The sequence below is a fragment of the Rhizobium sp. WSM409 genome (assembly GCF_057653825.1).
Genome location: NZ_CM172794.1, coordinates 2750675 through 2771026, shown reverse-complemented (window position 1 = coordinate 2771026; position 20352 = coordinate 2750675). Strand labels below are relative to the sequence as shown.

Genomic DNA, 20352 nt, shown 5'->3' with positions numbered 1-20352 from the left:
CCTGTGGGGGAGATGCCCGGCAGGGCAGAGGGGGCGGTCACGGCACGCCGGTCCAAGAAACCAGCTACGAGCGTGTCCACGCCGTGAATGCGATATGCCCAAGCTTGACTTGCCTCCGCACACGCCCTTAGGGTTTGCACCGCGTCTCCCAACCACCGGGGGTTACGCATCCAGCCGTAGCTACAGCGAGTAGAGATTCCAATGCGCCGATTCACTTCTCACGAAAATCACATTCGAAATTCTGAGAAGTTGGTGGTTCATGCGCACTTTGAATCTGGGCATCCTCGCCCACGTGGATGCAGGCAAGACTAGCCTTACTGAAAGACTGCTTTTTGACGCCGGCGTCATCGACAAGCTTGGCAGCGTCGATACCGGCAATACACAGACGGACACTCTCGAGCTCGAACGGCAACGCGGCATCACGATCAGAGCCGCGGTGGTGTCGTTCACCATCGGCGACAGGATCGTCAATCTCATCGACACGCCCGGTCATCCGGATTTCATCGCCGAGGTCGAGCGGGTGCTCGGATTGCTGGATGCCGCGGTCGTCGTCGTTTCGGCGGTCGAAGGTGTGCAGGCCCAGACACGGGTGCTGGTGCGGGCGCTGCGGCGGCTTGGCGTTCCCTTCATCTTGTTCGTCAACAAGGTCGATCGTCTCGGTGCGCAACTTGAGGACGTGCTGAAGGCTATTGCCAGCCAATTGCTCGTTCGCCCCATCGCCATGTCTTCCGTCATCGATGCCGGCAGCAGGCTTGCCAGGGTGGAGGCTTTGGCTCCCGGATGCGAACCGCTTTTCACGCCGCTCTGCGAAGCTCTCGCGGAGAACGACGAGGCGCTGCTGGACGATTACGTCTTGGCGCCCGATCGCCTGACGGCGGATAGGCTTGGACGCTGCCTGAGCGATCAGGTCGCGAGCGGCCTGGTGCATCCAGTCTTTGCAGGTGCGGCAACGACCGGCGTCGGCGTGTCGGCCCTGACATCGGCCATTGCGACGATATTGCCCGGCCGGCGCCTCGATGCGGACGGGCCGATTGCCGGAACAATCTTCAAGATCGAACGCGGCTGGGGCGGTGAAAAGCTCGCCTATATGTATCTGACGTCAGGCACAGTCCGGCTGCGGCAACATCTGGATTTGCCCAAAGGCCCGGAAAGAGTGACGGCGATCGAGGTTTTCGGGGCCGGCCGGGTTCATGGCGCCGCAATCTTTTGCGCCGGGCAGATCGCGCGCGTAAGCGGCCTTGCCGGCGCTCGCATCGGGGATGTGGTGGGCACCGACCTGCTCGCGGGCGGGCAGGCGCAGTTTGCCCCGCCCAGCCTCGAAACCCGCGTCCTTGCCCGGCGGCCCTCCGACAAGGCGGCCCTCTGGCTGGCGCTGAACCAGATGGGCGAGCAGGATCCGTTGATCAATCTGCGCCGGAACGATGATGCCGACGAAATCTTCGTATCGCTCTATGGCGAGGTGCAGAAGGAAGTCGTTCAATCGACCCTGCTGACGGATTTCGGTCTCGAGGCTGGGTTCGAGGAAAGCACGGTCATTTTGGTGGAAAGGCTTATGGGAACCGGGGAAGGCCTGCAGATCCTCTTCAAGGAGCCCAATCCATTTCTCGCCACCGTCGGTCTACGCGTCGAACCGCGTCCAGAAGGGGCAGGCAACAGCTTTGCACTTGATGTGGAGGTGGGCCAGATGCCCGCCAGCTTTTACAGGGCAGTCGAAGAAACCGTGTTCGAAACGCTGAAGCAAGGCATTTTTGGCTGGCAGGTCATCGATTGCCATGTGGCGATGACGGCAGCCCGGCACAGCTCGCCTACAAGCACCGCCGCCGATTTCCGGCAGCTGACACCTTGGGTGCTGGCAGATGCACTGTCGGCCGCGCAAACCGTCCTATGCGAACCGATCGACCGCTTTCATCTCGAAGCGCCCGCGGAGAGCTTGAGCGGCTTGCTGACCCTGCTTGCGAAATCTACCGCGACGATGACGGGTTCCGTGATTGCCGACGGCATGGCCTGGGTGGAAGGCACCATGGCGTCCGCGATGATCCAGAGCGTCCAGCAGCAATTGCCGGGCCTGACGAGCGGGGCGGGGATCATGGAAACCTCTTTCGACCATCATGCCCCGATGGCCGGCCCGCCACGTTCGCGCCAGCGTTCAGGCCCCGATCCGTTCAAACCAGTCGAATATCTGCTGCGGCTGCAGTCCACGAGAGCCTCAGCTTGAGGACCGATGGAGGATGCCGTTATCAAAAAGGCGGCTCTCGCGAGCCGCCTCTCATTTTCTCAAGCTGCCAGCGAGGCGATGTCGATGACGAAGCGGTAGCGGACGTCGCTTTTCAGGACGCGTTCATAGGCTTCGTTGACCTGCTGGATGTTGATCTTCTCGATCTCGGAGACGATGTTGTGCTCGCCGCAGAAGTCGAGCATTTCCTGGGTTTCCTTGATCGAGCCGATCATCGAGCCGGAAATGCTCTTACGGCCGGGGATGACCGAGAACGCATGCACGGGGATCGGGTTTTCCGGCGCGCCGACCACCACGAAGGAACCATCCACTTTCAGGAGGCCGAGATAGGCATTCCAGTCGATCTCGGCGCTGACGGTGCAGATGATCAGGTCGAACGTGCCGGCGAGCTTCGTGAAGGTTTCCGGGTCGTTGGTGGCGTAATATTCCTTGGCGCCGAGCTTCAGCCCATCTTCCTTCTTGGAAAGGCTCTGGGAGAGAACGGTGATATCGGCACCCATGGCGGCGCCGAGCTTGACGCCCATGTGGCCGAGGCCGCCCATGCCGACGATCGCGACCTTCTTGCCGGGACCGGCATTCCAGTGGCGCAGCGGCGAGTAGAGCGTGATGCCGGCGCAGAGCAGCGGCGCGGAGGCATCGAGCGGCAGGTTGTCCGGAATGGACATGACATAGCCTTCCCTAACGACGATCGAGTCGGAATAGCCGCCCTGGGTCCGTGTCTTGCGGTCGGCTTCGAAGTCGTTGTAGGTGCCGGCGAGCCCCGGCATATACTGTTCGCGATCGAGGTCGCGCTCGGCGCAGCCGATGCAGGAATCGACGAAGCAGCCGACGCCGACGCGATCCCCGACCTTGAATTTGGTCACATCGGAACCGACAGCCGAGACGATGCCGGCGATCTCATGGCCGGGCACGATCGGATAAACGGCGTTCTTCCATTCGTTGCGGACAGTGTGGATGTCCGAATGGCAGATGCCGGCAAACTTGATGTCGATAACGACGTCATCGGGGTTCGGGTTGCGGCGTTCGAAGGTGAAAGGGGTCAGCGGCTTGGAAGCGTCGGTCGCGGCGTAGCCTCTTGCAATAGGCATGGGAACCATCCTTTTCGATTGTGGTGGGGGTTGAAAGAGATGGTGGACTATTGCCCGGAACTGCGTCAGAGGGTTAGAGCGATCCTCTCAGCTTTTTGCACGATCCTGCAAAAGTGAGGCGCCAGCCTGTTTGCGAAATGGCCAGGGCACTCTAGATAAGAGCGGTATCGCCGGCGTCAGACAGTTGACAGAAAGAGTTGCCGCATGACTTTGCCCTTCAGCCCCTATCAGGAAATCGTCGATATCGCGATGCGCTTCGCGGCTGGTGACGGTGAGTTTGCGACTGATATCGGCAATCTTCACATCAGCCGTCGGTCCAAGCCCAGCGATCCGCTGCACAGCAGCTATCGGCCCTGTTTTGCCTTTGTACTGCAGGGAGCCAAGAGCCTGCGCCTCGGCACGGAACTTATCAGCTACGGGACCGGGGACTATCTGCTGACCTCGCTCGACCTGCCGGTCGCCTGGCGCGTCACGGAGGCAAGCCCTGAGGTTCCGCATCTCTGCCTGGGACTGGCAATCGACTCGGAGAAGCTGCTGGAGTTGCTCAGCCGCATCGATATTCCGAGCCCGGCCGCCCATACCGACGGGCAGCGCGGGATGGCGGTGAACGTCGCTCCGCCGGAGCTCCTGGATGCTGCCGTTCGCCTGCTGCGCTTGCTCGATCGTCCAGGCGACATTCCTGCCATGGCGCCGCTGATCGAGCAGGAAATCCTCTACCGGGTGCTGACCGGGCCGGATGGCGCGCGGCTGATCAACATCGCCACTGCAGACAGCCACAGCAACAGGGTCGCGCGCGCCGTCGCATGGCTGAAGGAGAATTTCGCGCGGCCATTGCGCATCGAAGACCTTGCCGACCGCGTCAGCATGAGTGTGTCGTCCTTCCATCATCACTTCAAGTCGGTCACGGCGATGACGCCGGTGCAGTATCAGAAGCAGCTGCGCCTGCACGAGGCGCGCCGCCTGATGCTCGTGGAGCGGCTCGATGCGGGCACGGCCGGTCATCGCGTCGGCTATCAAAGCCCGTCGCAATTCAGCCGCGAATATAGCCGCCTTTACGGCGCCTCGCCGGCTCGCGATATCGACGGCGCCCGCGAGGTCATGGCGGCGGAATAGTCGGCCTTGCGACCGGTAGCCAATCGTTAAAGGATGTTTGACGTTTCGTCGCTAGTCTGGCGCCAAACATCAAGCAGGCACCGACGTCAGCATGGCGCAAGTCCCATTTCTTTCCATCGTCGCGCCTTGTCACAACGAGGAAGAAGGGCTGCGCGAGTTCTGCCGCCGCGCTGCAGCCGCTGCCCACGGCGTCACTGGTGATGCCTTCGAGCTCATTCTCGTCGATGATGGCTCGTCCGATCGCACCTGGGAGATCATTTCGGATCTGGCGGCAGATGTGCCGCAGGTGCTCGGTGTTCGTCTTCTGCGCAATCACGGTCACCAGCTGGCATCGACGGCGGGGCTTGCCGCCTCGCGGGGCGAGCGCGTGCTTTTGATCGACGCCGATCTTCAGGATCCGCCCGAGCTGCTTTTGATGATGATGCCGATCATGGAGCGCGGCGCCGACGTCGTTTACGGTCAGCGCACGCGCCGCCAGGGCGAAAGCTGGTTCAAGCTGGCCTCCGCTTCGCTTTTCTATCGCGCTTTGTCCAAGCTCGCTTCCGTGACCATTCCGCGCGATACCGGCGACTTCCGGCTGATGCGCCGGCGCGTCGTCGATATCCTGCTGGCGATGCCGGAGCGCGATCGCTTCATCCGCGGCATGGTCAGCTGGATCGGCGGCAGGCAGGTGGCTCTCCCCTACGAGCGTGACGCTCGCTTTGCCGGCACGACGAAATATCCTCTGCGAAAGATGATCAATTTCGCGCTCGATGCGATCACGAGCTTTTCGACGACGCCGCTGCGCATCAGCACATGGCTTGGCATGATGAGTGCGGGCGTCGCGATCGCGTTGCTCGTCTACACCTTCGTTCGCTGGCTGCAGGGCGAGACGGTGACCGGCTGGTCGTCGATCATGGCCGCGGTCAGCGCCTTCAGCGCTATCCAGCTGATCTGCATCGGCATCATCGGCGAGTATCTTGGTCGCCTCGTCCAGGAGAGCAAAAGGCGGCCGATGTTCATGGTCGAGACGATCGTGCGCGGCAGTGAACATGCAGAATTGTCGATCGCATTCTCGGAGATGAGCGCCAGCGACAAGCGCGCCGCGCTGGATGCGGCCTTCACATCCGAAGAGCCGCCGCGCTCGCAAAAGAACAGCCGGATCGGATAATGGACCGGATTGCCGCGCCTGCTGTGGCCGCAGCCGGGCCTGAGGAATCGATCGCCAGGCAGGATTCCACCGTTGCGATCGTCGCATTCGTCGGACTTGCCGCGGCTCTGGTTCTCCTGTTTCCCTTTCCGCCAGTTCTCGATTACGCCAATCATTACGCCCGTATCTGGCTCCTTTCGGGCGGGATCGGCGAGCAACCGTTTCCTGAGATCTATGCGGTCGATTGGAACCGCACCTTCACCAATGTCGGGATCGACGTTCTAGCCACCTGGCTGGGGCCGCTGGTCGGCGCAGACAGGCTTGCGCGGGCTTTGCTTTTCCTGGCGATCGTGCTGCCGCCGCTCGGGGCAATCGGCCTGCACCGCGCGCTTTTCAGCGGCCGGCACCACTGGCAGACCGCCATGCTGTCGCTCGGCTGGTGCGCCACCATGATCGGCGGCTTCATCAACTTCCAGATCGGCCTCGGCATGGCCTTGTTCTTCGCCTGCGTCGATCTGCAGCTGCAGCGCAGAAATCCCGCCGTGGTTTTTGCCTGGCGGCTCGCCGCCGCGCTGCTGCTGACGGTGATGCATCTCTTCGCACTTGGCTTCTATATGGCGATCGTCTGCGGCCTCGAATTTTCCTGGCGCATCGATATCGTGCGATCGAAGGCGGCTCTCATGAGGCTCGGCGGCCGGTTGGCGCTGGCGCTCGGTGCCTGCCCCCTGCCGCCGCTCGCGCTCTATCTCCATACGGCGGCTTTGCCCAACGCCGGCGGCAACGGCCTCGGCCTTGCCTGGAACGACGGCATCGTCCTGATCGTCCTTAATCTGCTCTCCGCCATCACGACCTATGTCCCGGTGGTGGATGTCGTGCTGGTTCTGCCGCTGATCCTCATCTGCACCCGTGCCATCCGCGCGGGCGATATCCGCATGCATGCGGGGCTTGCCGTCGCCGCCTGCGGCCTGCTGCTGCTCTCCTGTGTTTCGCCTCGCCACATGCTCGGCACCGGATGGATCAGTTGGCGCTTTCCGATCATGACAGCGCTCGTCGCCATGGCGATGATGTGCCCCTTTGCCAATCTCACGCGCCGGCAAGCGCTGTTGCTGGCGCTCATCATCAATCTCGCAGTCTTCGGTCGCACCGGCTGGATCGGCTGGAACTGGTGGCTGGCACAGAAGGATGTTGCCGCCGTCGAGACTGTGCTTAAAAAGGTGCCGGCCGGTGCAGCCGTGCTGCCTCTGGGACATGAACCCGAGACAGTGAGCGGTCTTGCCCACTCCAACCGGCATTTTGCCTGGGGGTTGGATACTTTCCGGCACCTGCCGACGCTTGCCGTGCCCTTCTCCCATGCTTTCGTGCCGACGCTCTTCACGGCAAAAGGCAAGCAGCCGTTATCCGTTCTGCCGCCATGGTCGGAGATCGCGGTTCCCGAGGGCAATCTGCTGTCGATCGGCGTGCTTTCATGCCCAGCAATGATGCAGGAATATAGAAACTTTGCGCCTTATCTGTCGGATTGGCGCGGGCGTTTCGATTTCGTCCTGGTCGCCAATGCCGATATCCCCGACCGCTATGTCGGCACCTTGATGCCGGCGGGGCTGACGCTGGTCGAAGATGCGGGTTTCGCAAAGCTTTACGCAATCGACAAGGTGATGCCGGCAGAGCCTCTCTCGTTCCCCACCGGTTGCGCCAGGGCGTCATAGGTCGGGGCCCTTCGTGGACCGATTGCCTCTGGACGATTGGGTGATGATTGCGGCCGCCATCCGGTTTTCGGGTGAGGCGCTAGTCAGCCGGGGAATTTCAGCGCCTTGTCGGCACGGCATTTGGCGAGCTTTAGCTGACGGAAGGAGAGGATGCGGGTGATGCGGTCCTTGCCATCAGTCTCCACACTCATGCAGGCGCAGGCATAGCCGTAATTGCCGTTGGTTCTGACATAATCATGTTCGGAGATGTCGGAGATCAGCTCCATGCCTTCCACCTCGCCGGCATCGTCGCCCTGGGTCATGATCGTCCAGGTGTTCTCCGCATCCTCCAGCCACCAGTTGGCGGGCGTCGGATTCTCGATCCAGCCGCAGCGCGTTTCGGCGGCCCGCGCATTGGCTGCGACGACAAGTGCTGCGATCATGACCGCGGCGGCTATCCGGTATCTCATTGCCTTTTCCCCCCGACAAATATCAATTGTTGATCGCGATGATCGCCCAATGGCTCGCCTCGCAGGCGTTGTCCTCGCAGATCGCGCCCATCCAAACGGCGCCGCCGGCCAGCATGACGCCGTCGCTGTTGACGAATAGATCCTCGTATTGCTGGCGTCCGACGGCGCGGCGCGTTTCCGGCGTCACGAGATCATCGAAATTGTCGATGAAATCCTCAGCGCTCTCGACGTCGTAGCTCTCGCCATTGGCCTTGACCGTTAGCGGGTATTCGGCAAGGCCGGCGATGGTCTGGGCTTCGCCCGAGCGCATCGCTTTGACAAGCTGGCGCAGCGGTCGGTCGAAGCCCGCGGCACCGCCGTGCAGTTCTTCGATGCGGTTATAGACGTCGCTGTCGGACTGCGCGAGAGCGCTTGAGCCGCCAAGGAGGATTGCTCCGAGCAGGAGAAGAGCTGCAGCAAGGCGTGACATCGGAACCTCCGGGCAAATGGCGTAGCGCGACATTATGCGATCGCCGAGGATTTGCGCCTATCCAATTCTGGTGTTTCATCGCGGTTTCCCGTATTAAAAAAAATCTATCCAGGCTTCTTGACGACCTGATCGGTTTATCGCATAAACCTCACGAACCGTACCGTACGGTACGTATATGGGAGCCATGACCGTGTCCGTCGATACCGCAGAGCCGAGCGAATTTTCGCCGCGCCAGAACGCCGTTCTGGAGCAGGCGCTGCAGTTGCTCGTCGATGGCGGCGAGAAGGCGCTGACGACCTCGGGTGTGGCGCGAGCCGCCAATTGCTCGAAGGAGAGCCTCTACAAGTGGTTCGGTGATCGCGACGGGCTGCTGTCTGCGATGATTGCCTATCAGGCCAGCAAGGTGCGCACCTTCGAACGCAACGGCGAGCGGCTGACGGCGGCGAGCCTGCACGACCATGTCGTCATTTTTGCGCGTGACTTGCTGGAAGTGCTCGCCGGCGACGTCTCGCTCGCGCTCAACCGGCTGGCGATCGGCCAATCCAACCGCGACGGCTCGAAACTCGGCAAGCTGCTGCTCGAGCGCGGCCGCCGTCAGATCGACCGGCGCGCCATGGCGCTGATCGATGCCGGGAAGAGGGCAGGGCTCCTGCGTTTTTCCGATGCCGACGAGGCTTATCACACGCTTTACGGCCTTGTTGTCTCCGACCTGCATGTGCGCATGCTGCTCGGCGAACCAGGCCTCAAGGATACCGCACGCCAAGCGGAGAGGGCGGTGACCGCCTTCCTCAGGCTCTACGGCACGGACAAGGTTCTGGCGGAGATGCCGGTTCTCGGCTGATTCCGCTTTAATGACAGTCAACAAGACAAGCAAAGGGAAGGAACTTCAAATGCGCGTCTATTACGATCGTGATGCCGATCTCAACCTCATCAAGGCCAAGAAGGTCGCCGTCATCGGCTATGGTTCGCAGGGCCGTGCCCATGCGCTGAACCTCAAGGACAGCGGCGCCCAGAACGTCGTCATCGCACTCAAGGCCGGTTCGCCGACCGTCAAGAAGGCCGAAGCCGATGGCTTCAAGGTCATGACGGTTGCCGAAGCTGCCGCCTGGGCGGACCTGATGATGATGGCGACCCCGGACGAACTGCAGGCCGACATCTACAAGGCCGATATCGCCGGCAACATCCGCGATGGCGCAGCGATCGCCTTCGCCCACGGCCTCAACATCCACTTCGGCCTCATCGAGGCGAAGGCTTCGGTCGACGTCGTGATGATCGCGCCGAAGGGCCCGGGCCATACGGTTCGCGGCGAATACCAGAAGGGCGGCGGCGTTCCCTGCCTCGTGGCCGTTCACCAGAATCCGTCGGGCAACGCGCTTGAGCTCGCTCTCTCCTACGCCTGCGGCGTCGGCGGCGGTCGTTCGGGCATCATCGAAACCAACTTCCGCGAAGAGTGCGAAACCGACCTCTTCGGCGAACAGGTCGTTCTCTGCGGCGGTCTCGTCGAGCTCATCCGCGCCGGTTTCGAAACGCTCACCGAAGCCGGTTACGCGCCTGAAATGGCCTATTTCGAATGCCTGCACGAAGTGAAGCTGATCGTCGACCTGATTTATGAAGGCGGCATCGCCAACATGAACTACTCGATCTCCAACACGGCCGAGTGGGGCGAATATGTCTCCGGTCCGCGCATCATCACTGCCGAGACCAAGGCCGAGATGAAGCGCGTCCTCAAGGACATCCAGACCGGCAAGTTCACGTCCGATTGGATGCAGGAATACCGCGCCGGCGGCTCGCGCTTCAAGGGCATCCGCCGCCTGAACGACAGCCACCCGATCGAAGAAGTCGGCGCCAAGCTGCGCGGCATGATGCCCTGGATCGGCAAGAACAAGCTGGTCGACAAGTCGGTCAACTAAGCACTTTTTGTGCTGTTGCAGTTTAAGGCCGGGGCGAAAGCTCCGGCCTTTACCGTTCTGCGCTGACGGTCAGCCAGCGGGTTGGCTTGCCGTCGTAGCCGCCGCCGTCGCTTTCGCTAATGGCGATATTCCGCCAGCCGCCTTTCGTCAAAAGCTCCGAAAGCCATTCGGCGGAGGGATAGTTGTAATAACGCCCGAAGCCGTCATGGCCTTCCACATCGCCTGCCTTGAAGGTCGCATGAATGATGCCGCCTGTCCTCAGGGCGCGCCGGATGCGGGCGAAGACATCGGGCAGCTCTGGCCTCGGGACGTGGAGAAGGCTTGCCTGCGCCCAGACGCCGTCGAAGGCGCTGTCGGCGTCGAGTTCTTGAAACAACATGACCCTGACCGGCCGGCCGATCAGCACTTCCGCCTGTCTCGCAAGCTCGGTCGAGCCATCCGTCGGCGTCACGTCGAAACCCTGCGCCAGCATGTAGGTGCTGTCCTGTCCGCCGCCGCAGCCGAGTTCGAGGATTGCCGCACCCGGCACAAGCCCGGCGAGGAAGGCATTGACCTGCTGCTTCGGCAGGCTGCGCGCCCGCTTGGCGTATGTCTCGGCATTTTCCTCATAGAAGGCGGAGGTGCAATCAAGAGGCATGCTGTTCGGCCGATCGTGGGCGTCGGTTGGATTGAAGATGTCTTTCGGGGAGCCGGTCGGCGTCGATGATGTCAATGACGACAATCCCTTCCGATGTCACCCGGTAGAAGGCGACGTGACGCATGTGGAGGAGGCGGCGAAGGCCAGCGCCGAGTTCGTCGCATTCTTCTCCCATGGAGGGAGCATGCGAAAGAAGCACGAAAATCCTGTCCCAGTCGAGAAGATAGGCGTCTGCCTGCGCCTCGCCGAAATTGAGGCAAGCATATTCGTCGATGCCTGATAGCACGGAGTAAGCGGTTCGAGTCAGCCTATAGGTGGTTGTCACGCAGCTTTGCCTTCGTTTCCGACAGGATGTCGGGAATGCGTCGCTCGCTCGGGCCGCTTTCCTCAGCCTGTCTCAGAATGTTGCGCAGTTCTTCGTCGTCAAGCTTGTGATGGAGCTGATCCTTCAGAATAAGCTCCGCCAGGAAAGCGCCGGCACTGCTGTATCTGCCGCTTGCGACACGGTTTTCGACGTATTCCGCCAGATTATCCGGAAGCGAGATCGTCATTTTCGCCATTGGATTCGGTGCCGCCTGCACATGCCGGTTTTCAGCCATTCCAGATGCCAGATTATCATTTCCCAGTTTGTGATAGAAGCGTTGTGCCGCGCCGTCGAGGGCTTGGGTCACATGCGGATCAGTCTTTTTTATCGATATAGATGACGCGTTCGAGATCTTTGAAATGGGCGTCGCAGGTCAGGATATCGGCATCATGGCGCTCCGCGGTTGCATAAATGATCGCATCGGCGGTGGCGAGTTTATGAGTTGCCGATATTTCGGCAGCACGGCGAGCAAGCGTCGTGTCGAGAGAAACAACCATGCATGTCGCGGTGTAAGCGATGAAGCTGTCGACGGCTTCCTCGTCCTTTTCGCGTGACAGCCATTTGGACAACTCAAGCTGCACGATCGTCGGAACGATGCATTGATCGCGTTCCGGGATTCCAGCCTGCAGCCGGGTTCCAGCAGCACTTTTCGTCAGCCATTCTATCCATGCGGAGCTGTCGATCACGCGCATCAGAAACGGTCGTTCCGGTCGCGGTAGTTTTTCTTGTCCGCTCCTTCGGCGATGCCGCGAAGATCGGCAAGCGTCGGGACCGGCATCAGCAATACGCCTTTGCCTTTGGGTATGAACACGAATTCCTGTCCCGCCGACCAGTGCTGTTGTTCGCGCACTTCCTTGGGAATGGAGATCTGGAATTTTGTAGAGAGGGTTGCGGTTGCCATTCTTACCTTTCTCTATCGATTAGGAGATAGTAAGAATTCACTTGGCATCGGTCAAGGGCGAACCGTTTTTGGCGTTGATGCTATTCCGGTCGCCAAATGGGACGTTGACGATGGTTTTTCCGGCTGACTCGGCAACAAAAAAAACCAGGCGACGCCCGGTTTCGAAAGAGATCCGCGGATTGCTTAATGGCTGTCGGCTCGAAGAACATCGTATCGTGCAGATCGAAACGAACTCCAGGGCGGAATAGATCGCCAGCCCGGCGGCGTGGCGGGCGAGGCGGAGAGCGGCGCCCCCACCATGTCGGTGTTAACGCCGCCGTTCGTGTGGAACGTGCGGAGTTTAGGCCGGGACAAGGCGCGTCCAGCCGCGCTCATCGTTCGTTACGCCTTTCTGCAGACTGACGAGCTGCTGGCGCAGTTCGCTGGTCAACTTGCCGGTCTGTCCGTCTCCGACCAGAAACTCGCCGCCCGCATGCCGAACCAGGCCGATGCCCGCCAGGACTGCGGCAGTGCCGCAAGCGAAGGCTTCGACGAGCTTGCCGCTGGTTGCGTCCTGCTGCCATTCCGCGAAGGAGTAGGGACGCTGCTCGACGCGCAAGCCCTTTTCTCCAGCGAGCACGATCACCGAAGCACGGGTGATACCCGGCAGGATCGTGCCGCCAAGAGGCGGGGTCACCACCGATCCGTCATTCATCACGAAGAAGACGTTCATGCCGCCGAGTTCCTCGACCCAGCGATGCTCTGCTGCGTCTAGGAAGACGACCTGATCGCAATCCTTCTTTGCCGCCTCGGCTTGCGCCACGAGGCTGGCTGCGTAGTTTCCGCCGCATTTTGCAGCACCAGTGCCGCCGGCGGCAGCACGGGTATATTCGGTCTCGACCCATAGGGAGACCGCCTTCGCTCCGCCTTTGAAGTAGGCGCCGACCGGAGAGGCGATGATGCAGAAGACATATTCCTGAGCCGGACGAACGCCCAGGAACGCCTCGTTGGCGAACATGAAGGGGCGAAGGTAGAGACTGGCGTCGCCGGATGGAATCCAGGCCTTGTCAACGCGGACCAGTTCTTCGACCGCCTTCAGGAACAGTTCTTCGGGCACAGGAGGCATAGCCATGCGGGTCGCCGATTGCGCGAAGCGGCGGGCGTTCTCTTCGGGCCGAAAGAGCAGAATCCGTCCATCGTCTGCCTTGTAGGCTTTCATGCCCTCGAAGATTTCCTGAGCGTAGTGCAGCACGGCGCTGGCAGGATCGAGATCCAGAGGGCGCCTCGGCGTGACCTTCGCATCGTGCCAGCCCTTGTCGGCAGTCCATCGTGCCAGGACCATATGATCCGTGAAGACCTTGCCGAAGCCGGGCGTCTCCAGTGCCTGGATGCGGTCGGCGTCGGAGACAGGAGACTTGTGCAATTCGATTTTGATTTCAGGAGAGGTCGTCGTCGCGGTCATTGCTGGCACCTTGATAGTATATTGAATAGTGGCGCCGACACTACTGCCGCCGGGCTGGTCTTGGAAAGGTCTGAATCAGCCGGTTTCGGCATCGATCAGAGGAATAATCGCTTGATGTAGCTGACGTCGAGCAGCAAAATCGGATTGAGCGCCTTCGATATTGGATGACATCCGCCTCCAGTGAAATCCTGAACATCAGCGGCACTCAAACGGATTCGATTGGTTCGGGAAATTTCATTCTTATCGGAGACGTTCGCTCATCTCCCACCAAGGCTTTGGAATATAAGACCTCCAAACTTGTCACCATGACAACAAAATAGGTCAGTATTATTGACATAATTTCTGTGGCATGGTTTGTCGGCGGTATAGAAAATACGAGGAAACCCCATGCTGAACTGGGACACCATGTTTGCGTCGCGCTCGTCGCGCATGCGCGCATCCGAGATTCGTGAGCTCTTGAAGCTTCTCGACCGGCCCGACATCATCTCCTTTGCCGGCGGCATTCCGGATCCGGCGTTGTTTCCGGATCAGGAATTCAAGCAGGCCTATGCCGATATCTTCGACGGCGCCGCCGTTAACTCGGCGCTGCAATATTCGGTCAGCGAGGGCTACAAGCCGTTGCGCGAATGGCTGGTCGGGCAGATGGCGGCTCTCGGCATCCCTTGCGAGCTCGACAATGTCTTCATCGTGTCCGGTTCGCAGCAGGGCCTCGATTATCTCGGCAAGCTCTTCCTGTCGCCTGATGACACCGCGCTCGTGACGTGGCCGACCTATCTCGGCGCGCTGCAGGCCTTCAACGCCTATGAACCGGCCTACGATCAGCTGACGCCGAATGGCAATCGGACGCCCGAGTCCTACCGCGCGGCCGCTTCCGCTGCCGGCGGCAAGGTGAAGTTCGCCTATCTCTCCGCCGATTTCTCCAATCCGACCGGCGAGACCGTCGACCTTGACGGCCGCAAGAAGGTCCTGGCGCTGGCGGAAGATCTCGACATCGCCGTCATCGAGGATGCGGCCTACCAGTCGCTGCGTTACGACGGCGATCCGATCCCGCCGATCCTGGCGCTCGAAATCGCCGAGAAGGGCCATATCAACGATACGCGCACGATCTATTGCGGCAGCTTCTCGAAGACGCTGGCGCCCGGCCTGCGCGTCGGCTTCATCGTCGCCAATGCGCCCGTCATCCGCAAGCTCGTGCTGATGAAGCAGGCGGCCGACCTGCATTCTTCGACGATCAACCAGATGGCGATATCAGATGTCGCCGAGCGCGGCTTCGACGCGCAGGTCGCCAAGATCAAGGCCGCCTACAGCCAACGCCGCGACTGTATGCTGACAGCCCTCGATAAATACATGCCTGAAGACACCAGCTGGACGAAGCCGGAGGGCGGCATGTTCATATGGATCACGCTGCCGGAAGGCATGGACGGCGCCAAGCTGCTGGCGAAATCGCTCGAAACCGCCAAGGTCGCCTTCGTGCCCGGCAAGGCTTTCTTCGCCGACGGTTCCGGCGCCAACACCATCCGCCTCAGCTTCTCCTGCGCCAACGAGCAGATGATCGAAGATGGTATCGGCCGCCTGAGCGCACTGATCTCGGCCGAGATCGGCAGCTGATCCAGTCGCCCGGCCGGCTGGGAAGGGCAGGGCGCCGATCAGAAGATCGTCGTCCAGCCTTCGTTCGCCGTCTCGCTCTTGCCGTAGCCGACCCGATCGGCGACGGCGCCGTCGGCATTGCGCAGGATGATGTCACCGCCCCGGTTGGCAAGCTGCGGGCCGCCGGCTGCGGCATCGAGCGCTATGGTGCGCAGCTCGCCTGCGCTAAGCGATCCCGACAGCGTCTGGGTCCTGCCGTTTTCGTCCTCCAGCTTCCAGCCTTCGAGCGATGCCTCCATGTCGGAGCGGTTGATGATCGTCACCGTTTCGGCCTCGGTGCCGCCTTCGCCGTTGACCGGGTTGATCAGCGCGGCGACGATGCGCAGCGACGAGGCGACGATCGGCTGCGGCCGGCGTGTGCCTTCGCCGCGGCCCTGGCCGCCACGGCTGTCGGAAACCGGATGGCCGGTCGTCGCATCGGTGTTCCAGTTCTGCGACTGAAAGCAGAGGAAGATCGCCGCCCATTCATCGGTATCGTTGAAATGGACGAGCAGCGCGCCGTCCTGGTTCGGCCCGTTGGTGGCCTTGAAGCTGCCGCCGTCGCCCTGGTTCATGTGGATGTCGTGGATACCGTTGCCCGGTTCGAAGTCGAAATATTGGTCCGGCTTGTTGTTCTCTGGCCCCCAGGCCTCGCCGAAGGCGTAGAAATGCACGTCGGAATCGGCAATGCCCTCCTGGACGATCGGCTCGATGAAATCGCGCAGGTCGTTCTTCGGGCCGGATAGCTGGAAGGGCGCGACATTCATGTCCTCGCGTTCGATCAGTCCGCCGCGGACATAGTCGATCGCAAGCTCCGGCCGTTCCTTGCGGATATCGGTCAGGCCCATCGGCAGGGCTTCGAGCGCCTCCGTCAACGCCGGGTGCTTGAAATCGACGATATTGGCGTAGAGCAGGTCGTGCGGCGATTCCTTGGAGCGGACGTTGAGCGCGATGCGGTAGCTGACGCCGTTCGCCTCGATGCGGATCTCGATATGGGGATCGTTGTCGTCGTCGAGGGCGAGTGCGCTCGCCGTACCCTTCAGGACCTTGTAATTCTTCAGCATGGAGAACCTCGCGGGGGTGGCGGGATCTTACGGTAACACGGCGAAAGTGCATCTTTTGTGACGGCTAAAGTATGACGCGATCCTTCAGATTCGCCTGCCACACTTTAGGTCTTTGATTTGAGCATGTCGTGGTCGCAAAACCGCTGCACACTTTTGCGCGACATGCTTTGTCTTCCGCCGTGCAATGCTTGATCCGCTATCGCCTATTGCTGGAGATGCGGACCGAAAAGCTCGAGATCGGCTTCACCAAGCCTGTCGCTAACCGTGTTCAGCTGGTGCCAATAGGGATAGATCACCGGCGGCAGGCTGACCGCGTCGAGGCGCTTGCGTTCCGCGTCCGTGAGTTTCAGCTCGGCGGCGGCGATGTTGTCGCGGAACTGGGCTTCGGTGCGGCCGCCGATGATGACCGAGGTCACCGCCTTGCGGCCGATCAGCCAGGCGAGCGCCACCTGTGCCGCCGAAACGCCGCGCTCGTCGCCGATTGCGACCAATGTCTCGACGATGTTCCAAAGGCGGTTCTCATCGCGGATCGGCGGTTCGGTCCAGCCGGCGAACTGGCGTGTGCCTTCGGGGGCCGCCTGGTTGCGGCGATGCTTGCCGGAGAGCAGGCCGCCGGCGAGTGGGCTCCAGACCAGCACGCCGAGGCCCTGATCGATCGAGATCGGCAGCAACTCGTATTCGGCGTCGCGGGCTTCCAGCGTATAGTGGATCTGCTGGCTGACGAAGCGCTGGTACCTGTGCTCGTTGGCGAGCCCAAGCGCCTTCATGATGTGCCAGCCGGAATAATTCGAGCAGCCGACGTAACGCACCTTGCCCTGCCTGATCAGTGTGTCGAGGGCTTCCATCGTCTCTTCCAGCGGCGTCTGGCCGTCCCATTCATGCACCTGGTAGAGGTCGATGACATCGGTCTTCAGACGCTTGAGGCTCGCCTCGCATTCGCGGATCAGGTGGTAGCGCGACAGGCCCTGGTCGTTCGGGCCGTCGCCCATGCTGAAGCGGGCCTTGGTGGCGAGCAGCACGCCCTGCGGCCGCTTGCCGGAGAGCACGTCACCGATGATGTTTTCGCATTCGCCTGATGAATAGGCGTTGGCGGTGTCGATCAGGTTGATGCCGGCATCGATGCACATATCGATCATCTTTTTCGCCTCGGAGACGCCGAGATCGCCGACCATCTTCGCCCAACCGACGCCGCCGAAGGTCATCGTGCCCATGGTCAAAGTCGAAATCTTCAGGCCGGAACGGCCGAGCAAACGATATTCCATTGAAGCTCCTCCCTTTAAACAAGACTGACGTACCTCAACGCTCCGAGATGGCAATGGGTGCGCGTTCACGGCTGCGTGAGGCTTAGGCAAGATTCTGAGCGCCGGCATCTTCCGGCCATGCGGCGGCTATGGCCGACCCGAGCCGAGCGGCAGATCGTACAATATGTCATCGGCTTGTCGACGGAAATTGTCTTGGCGCAGCGTCGACGTGGTGGAGGCCACGTCAGCTCTCGTGTTTGTCCTTCTTGTGAATATTGTCGCGAAGCGAAGCGATCGTGTCCCGAATCTTGCTGACAGCCTGGGCGTCGAGACCGACAGCCTTGCCGATGCAGTCGAACACATGGGAGGCACGGCTCTTGAGGGCCAGTCCCTTCTCCGTCAGGCGCAAGAGCACCTGGCGCTCATCGGCAGGATTTCGGTTGCGGGTGACGAGACCGACATTTTCCAGCCGCTTCAGCAGCGGAGTGAGGGTGCTGGAGTCGAGAAAAAGCGTCTCGCCGAGATCCTTCACCGTGCGGTCGTCGCGCGCCCACAAGGCGGTCATGACAAGGAATTGCGGATAGGTAAGTTCCAGTTCGTCGAGCAGGGGACGGTAAAGCTGGTTAAAGGCGTGGCTTGCCGAATAGATCGAAAAGCAAAGCATTTCATCGATCTTGGGCACGTCAATGAGATCATTTGATGTGGTGTCTTTCATCACGCTCTCCTTGATCTCAATATAATTTGTGCGCGATCTGTTTGCAAGCTATTGACTCGGCAGACGAGACCACCTATTTAGATCGTGCACAAAGAAATCGCTGACAAAATATAAAGCCAACACGGAAAGCTGCAGAGGCTTGCTGCGTCAATAGATGCGCAAGCAGGGGAATTCCCTTGTGGCTCCCAATTGCTCCTTTGAAACTCAACCGATGAAAGGAAATGACCAATGTTCAAGTTTGCTGCTGCCGTCGCCCTGGCGGGGGCTCTTCTTTCCGGTGCTGCCGTTGCCCAACCGGCCAAGCCGACCGTTGTCCTCGTCCATGGCGCCTTTGCCGATTCATCGAGCTGGAACGGCGTCGTCGAAATCCTGCGCAAGGACGGTTTTTCTGTCGTGGCAGCCGCCAATCCGCTGCGCAGCGTTTCTAACGACGCTGCCTATGTCTCCGACGTGGTTGGCAGCATCGCCGGCCCTGTGGTCCTTGTCGGTCACTCCTATGGCGGCCAGGTCATTTCGACCGCGGCCAACGGCCACGACAACGTCAGGTCGCTGGTCTATGTCGCGGCCTTCGCGCCGGATGCCGGAGAATCGGTCGCAGATCTCGCCGGCAAGTTTCCGGGCGGTACGCTGAGCGGAGCGCTTGCGGCCCCGGTGAAGCTCAGCGCCGGCGGTGTCGATCTCTATATCGATCAGGCCAAGTTCCATGATCAGTTCGCCAGCGACGTGCCGGCCGAACAGGCGGCCTTGATGGCGGCTGCCCAACGTCCGGTCACCGAGGCTGCCCTGACCGAAAAATCCGGCGAGCCCGCCTGGAAGAAGCTGCCGTCGTGGTTTGTCTACGGCACCGGCGACAAGAACATCCCGGCCGCAGCCCTTGGCTTTATGGCCGAGCGGGCAGGCTCCAAGCGGACCGTGGTGGTCGATGGCGCCTCCCACGTCGTGATGGTGTCGCATCCCGAGAAGGTGGCTGAACTGATCGAAGAAGCTGCAAAGTAGTACTCGATCCGAGGGGCCCAGGCGCGTGAGCGCCGTGGCCGGCCGCCGCGGAGGTTTTGTCCGCGGGCCATGACCGGCTCTGCCTGCGCGACGTATCGGCGGGGCAGGCCCCGCTGGTCAACCATCTGCTGCAGTTGATCCTCAGTGAACTGATCGAGGCGAGCGTGGCGAGGTCACGACTGGTCGATGGGAAAGCTGTGGCGCAGGGCGTGGACCAACCGCCGTGCCCTGTCACATCTCTGTCAACGACCCCTAATAAGGGAGGGGTATCGAAATCGAGGATCCTCCCATGAAAACGATCGTTTCTGCCGCAGCACTTGTCGCAGCGAGCCTCTTTGCCATTCCGGCTTCGGCCGCAAACCTCGTTCTCTACACCAGCCAGCCGAACGAGGATGCGCAGGCGACGGTCGACGGCTTCATGGCCGCCAATCCCGATATCAAGGTCGACTGGGTGCGCGACGGCACGCCGAAGATCATGGCGAAACTCCAGGCCGAGATCCAGGCCGGCAACCCGGTTGCCGACATTCTCCTCATCGCCGACGTCGTGACGCTGGAGCGCCTCAAGGAAGACGGCAAGCTCTTGGCCTACAAGTCGCCGGAAGCTGCGCAATACGACACCGCCCTTTATGACGCCGACGGCTACTACTACTCCACCAAGCTGATCACCACCGGCATCATGTATAACACTTCGGCCGCGATGAAGCCTGCGAGCTGGAAGGACCTGACCAAGCCGGAAGCCAAGGGCCTCGTCACCATGCCGAGCCCACTTACCTCGGGTGCGGCCCTCATCCACGCCCAGACGCTTGCCGTCGTTCCGGGACTCGGCTGGGACTTTTACAAGTCGCTTGCGGAAAATGGCGCGATTGCTGCCGGCGGCAACGGCGCGGTGCTGAAGTCCGTCGCCTCGGGCGAAAAGGCTTATGGCGTGGTTGTCGACTACCTGCCGATCCGTGAGAAGGCCAAGGGCGCTCCCGTCGAATTCGTCTTCCCGAGTGAAGGCGTTTCGGCCGTCACCGAGCCGGTCGGCATCCTCGCCAGCAGCAAAAATGCCGATGCCGCCAAGAAGTTCGTCGATTACGTGCTCTCCGAAAAGGGCCAGGAAGGCTTCCTGAAGCTCGGCTACATCCCGGCCCGCAACGGCATGAAGCTGCCAGAAGGCTTTCCGGCGCGCGACACCATCAAGGTCCTGCCGATCAAGGCGGCCGAAGCATTGAAGAATACCGATCAGGATCTCAAGACCTTCTCGGGCATCTACGGCTCGAACTGATCCTTT

General features: G+C 61.1%; 21 protein-coding genes. 9 read left to right on the top strand and 12 right to left on the bottom strand.

Annotation, left to right across the window (positions count from 1 at the left end; all coding sequences use genetic code 11):
* The first annotated feature begins 259 nt into the window (after positions 1–259).
* A complete protein-coding gene (locus AC25BC_RS13930; RefSeq protein ID WP_113545167.1) occupies positions 260–2215 on the top strand; it encodes an elongation factor G in 1956 nt (651 codons plus the stop codon).
* A 59-nt stretch (positions 2216–2274) separates the two neighbouring features.
* On the opposite strand, the gene AC25BC_RS13925 is transcribed toward AC25BC_RS13930, so the two are convergent.
* On the bottom strand, positions 2275–3321 hold the full coding sequence (locus tag AC25BC_RS13925) for an NAD(P)-dependent alcohol dehydrogenase (RefSeq protein ID WP_012758194.1): 1047 nt from the start codon (positions 3319–3321) through the stop codon (positions 2275–2277).
* Positions 3322–3525: 204 nt separating this feature from the next.
* Here AC25BC_RS13925 and AC25BC_RS13920 point away from each other — a divergent pair, with 204 nt between their 5' ends.
* From AC25BC_RS13920 to AC25BC_RS13910, 3 genes are all read left to right on the top strand, one after another.
* Positions 3526–4434, top strand: a complete 909-nt coding sequence (locus tag AC25BC_RS13920; RefSeq protein WP_003541220.1) for an AraC family transcriptional regulator — start codon at positions 3526–3528, stop codon at positions 4432–4434.
* A gap of 91 nt (positions 4435–4525) precedes the next feature.
* Positions 4526–5584, top strand: coding sequence for a glycosyltransferase family 2 protein (locus AC25BC_RS13915; protein WP_113545166.1), 1059 nt, complete (start codon positions 4526–4528; stop codon positions 5582–5584).
* Entirely contained in the window at positions 5584–7266 is a 1683-nt protein-coding gene (locus AC25BC_RS13910; protein ID WP_113545165.1) for a hypothetical protein, read from the top strand. Before AC25BC_RS13915 ends, AC25BC_RS13910 begins: the two co-directional genes overlap by 1 nt.
* Positions 7267–7349: 83 nt before the next feature.
* Here AC25BC_RS13910 and AC25BC_RS13905 read toward each other — a convergent pair whose 3' ends face one another.
* Both AC25BC_RS13905 and AC25BC_RS13900 read right to left on the bottom strand, forming a co-directional pair.
* Positions 7350–7715, bottom strand: coding sequence for a DUF4087 domain-containing protein (locus tag AC25BC_RS13905; protein WP_017994657.1), 366 nt, complete (start codon positions 7713–7715; stop codon positions 7350–7352).
* Between the two features lie 22 nt (positions 7716–7737).
* Positions 7738–8217, bottom strand: a complete 480-nt coding sequence (locus tag AC25BC_RS13900) for a hypothetical protein (protein WP_206641067.1) — start codon at positions 8215–8217, stop codon at positions 7738–7740.
* A 142-nt stretch (positions 8218–8359) separates the two neighbouring features.
* On the opposite strand from AC25BC_RS13900, the gene AC25BC_RS13895 reads away from it, so the two are divergent.
* Both AC25BC_RS13895 and ilvC read left to right on the top strand, forming a co-directional pair.
* A complete protein-coding gene (locus AC25BC_RS13895; protein ID WP_017994655.1) occupies positions 8360–9025 on the top strand; it encodes a TetR/AcrR family transcriptional regulator in 666 nt (221 codons plus the stop codon).
* Positions 9026–9074: 49 nt separating this feature from the next.
* Positions 9075–10094: a ketol-acid reductoisomerase gene (gene ilvC, locus AC25BC_RS13890; RefSeq protein WP_128406271.1), complete on the top strand. Its 1020-nt coding sequence runs from the start codon at positions 9075–9077 to the stop codon at positions 10092–10094.
* Positions 10095–10143: 49 nt separating this feature from the next.
* On the opposite strand, the gene AC25BC_RS13885 is transcribed toward ilvC, so the two are convergent.
* From AC25BC_RS13885 to AC25BC_RS13860, 6 genes are all read right to left on the bottom strand, one after another.
* Entirely contained in the window at positions 10144–10731 is a 588-nt protein-coding gene (locus AC25BC_RS13885; RefSeq protein ID WP_128438156.1) for a class I SAM-dependent methyltransferase, read from the bottom strand.
* Entirely contained in the window at positions 10721–11056 is a 336-nt protein-coding gene (locus AC25BC_RS13880; RefSeq protein ID WP_011652706.1) for a type II toxin-antitoxin system RelE/ParE family toxin, read from the bottom strand. The genes AC25BC_RS13885 and AC25BC_RS13880 overlap by 11 nt, the downstream gene beginning before the upstream one ends.
* On the bottom strand, positions 11040–11291 hold the full coding sequence (locus AC25BC_RS13875; protein WP_064652251.1) for a ribbon-helix-helix domain-containing protein: 252 nt from the start codon (positions 11289–11291) through the stop codon (positions 11040–11042). Before AC25BC_RS13875 ends, AC25BC_RS13880 begins: the two co-directional genes overlap by 17 nt.
* 118 nt (positions 11292–11409) lie before the next feature.
* Positions 11410–11787: a type II toxin-antitoxin system VapC family toxin gene (locus AC25BC_RS13870; RefSeq protein ID WP_128438155.1), complete on the bottom strand. Its 378-nt coding sequence runs from the start codon at positions 11785–11787 to the stop codon at positions 11410–11412.
* Complete coding sequence (locus AC25BC_RS13865) at positions 11787–11996, bottom strand: AbrB/MazE/SpoVT family DNA-binding domain-containing protein (RefSeq protein ID WP_017961195.1); 210 nt, start codon at positions 11994–11996, stop codon at positions 11787–11789. The genes AC25BC_RS13870 and AC25BC_RS13865 overlap by 1 nt, the downstream gene beginning before the upstream one ends.
* A gap of 340 nt (positions 11997–12336) precedes the next feature.
* Positions 12337–13437, bottom strand: coding sequence for a branched-chain amino acid aminotransferase (locus AC25BC_RS13860; RefSeq protein WP_128438154.1), 1101 nt, complete (start codon positions 13435–13437; stop codon positions 12337–12339).
* Positions 13438–13824: 387 nt separating this feature from the next.
* Here AC25BC_RS13860 and AC25BC_RS13855 point away from each other — a divergent pair, with 387 nt between their 5' ends.
* Complete coding sequence (locus tag AC25BC_RS13855) at positions 13825–15045, top strand: aminotransferase-like domain-containing protein (RefSeq protein WP_128438153.1); 1221 nt, start codon at positions 13825–13827, stop codon at positions 15043–15045.
* Between the two features lie 38 nt (positions 15046–15083).
* On the opposite strand, the gene AC25BC_RS13850 is transcribed toward AC25BC_RS13855, so the two are convergent.
* The 3 genes from AC25BC_RS13850 to AC25BC_RS13840 form a co-directional block, all read right to left on the bottom strand.
* Positions 15084–16127, bottom strand: coding sequence for a DUF2278 family protein (locus AC25BC_RS13850; RefSeq protein ID WP_113545162.1), 1044 nt, complete (start codon positions 16125–16127; stop codon positions 15084–15086).
* A gap of 203 nt (positions 16128–16330) precedes the next feature.
* Complete coding sequence (locus AC25BC_RS13845) at positions 16331–17389, bottom strand: aldo/keto reductase (protein WP_012758179.1); 1059 nt, start codon at positions 17387–17389, stop codon at positions 16331–16333.
* 223 nt (positions 17390–17612) lie between these two features.
* On the bottom strand, positions 17613–18083 hold the full coding sequence (locus AC25BC_RS13840; RefSeq protein ID WP_012758178.1) for a MarR family winged helix-turn-helix transcriptional regulator: 471 nt from the start codon (positions 18081–18083) through the stop codon (positions 17613–17615).
* Between the two features lie 228 nt (positions 18084–18311).
* Here AC25BC_RS13840 and AC25BC_RS13835 point away from each other — a divergent pair, with 228 nt between their 5' ends.
* Positions 18312–19079, top strand: coding sequence for an alpha/beta fold hydrolase (locus AC25BC_RS13835; protein ID WP_011652698.1), 768 nt, complete (start codon positions 18312–18314; stop codon positions 19077–19079).
* Between the two features lie 289 nt (positions 19080–19368).
* Positions 19369–20346: an ABC transporter substrate-binding protein gene (locus tag AC25BC_RS13830; protein WP_012758177.1), complete on the top strand. Its 978-nt coding sequence runs from the start codon at positions 19369–19371 to the stop codon at positions 20344–20346.
* The last annotated feature ends 6 nt before the right edge of the window (positions 20347–20352 follow it).